Below are 1,169 nucleotides of genomic sequence, written 5' to 3'. Positions count from 1 at the left end.
GCTCGTGACTGTGCGGCTGTTAGAGACATCGGAGCTAATCCACGCTTTCCGAGATTTTTACACGGAAAGCGTTGACAGCCATCCGCATCCACGATATCCGTTTATCACACACGGTAATCGTGGAGCAAGCGATATGTCTCGCCGCACCGTCACCTGGACCGACATCGAGCGCGCCGGCCAGGACAGCCGCACCAAGATCCCCGCCGGCCTGCTCAGCGCCCGCGCCCTCATCCAGTTCGGCGCCCGCACCCGCCCCCTCGCCACCGCCGGCCAGTACGACCGCGCGGCGATCATGGCCGCCGCCTGCAAGGCCGCCCCCGGCATCATGGAGCGCTGCGGCGTCTCCCGCCGCGAGGCGATGTCGTCCGCTCTCAAGGCCGCTTGGCAGGTCGCCAATGCCGCCCGCCGCGCCGCCGCTCACTGAGGTTCGCACCCATGGCCGCTTTTGGGATCACCTATTCCGCTCGCGACGGCTCCAACACCACCGGATCCGTCTGGGTTGAGCGCACCGGCAAGCTCTACACATTCCTCGCCTTCCCGAACGGCAACGGGATGCTGGCGCCCGGCGCGGGCCCCGTGCCCGCCAACCATCTCCGCGACGTTCGGTTTTTCGTGTCCAAGCAGTTTGCCGCCACGCCAGCCGCACCCGCCATGGTCCCGCAGCAGTGCCAGCAGCAGCAGACGGACGCCGGCCGCCGCGGGTTCATCCGAACCGCGCTGACCGCCGGTCTCCTCGCCGCCATGGCAGCCCCCGTTATCGCCAAGGATACCCGCACTGTGGGTACCCTCCGTGGCGACGACACCGCCCGCCTGCCCGATCACGCCGCGCTCTGGTCTCGCATGCCCCTGCCGTTCTCGCTGACCGAGGCGTGGCGCCTGCTCTCGCCCGCCACTCAGACTGAGATCGGGACCGCCGTGCTCGGCATGGCCTTGGCGCAGTACGTCTATGGCGACGGCCGCGCCGACGCGGACCAGTTCACCGACGAGGACCTGCGCGCGGATGCGTCCGACGTGGCCGGCGACCTCCTGAACCGGATCGATGACCGTTTGTGGGTGCTCCTGCCCGACCTCTACGGGCCGGACGGCGATCATCCCGCCTGGGCCTACGCCGCCGGCATGGTCTACCCGCTCGGGGCTGTACTGCCGGAGCCGCCGATTGCCCCGGCGCC

General features: G+C 69.3%; 2 protein-coding genes. Both read left to right on the top strand.

Translation table 11 applies throughout. The annotated features are described in order from the left end of the window. Positions 1 to 133: 133 nt before the first annotated feature. Positions 134 to 424, top strand: coding sequence for a hypothetical protein (locus MKK84_RS33210; protein WP_243926977.1), 291 nt, complete (start codon positions 134 to 136; stop codon positions 422 to 424). Positions 425 to 435: 11 nt separating this feature from the next. Further along, the coding region (locus MKK84_RS33205) for a hypothetical protein (RefSeq protein WP_243926976.1) at positions 436 to 1,169 on the top strand (734 nt) is incomplete at its 3' end.

This window comes from Methylobacterium sp. E-065, assembly GCF_022829605.1.
In the GTDB taxonomy this organism is placed as follows: domain Bacteria; phylum Pseudomonadota; class Alphaproteobacteria; order Rhizobiales; family Beijerinckiaceae; genus Methylobacterium.
This window is presented reverse-complemented; position numbering and strand designations above follow the sequence as displayed.

Coding starts and splice junctions, on each gene's coding strand:
- MKK84_RS33210 (WP_243926977.1), top strand. CDS start 134: ATGTCTCGCCGCACCGTCACCTGGACCGACATCGAGCGCGCCGGCCAG.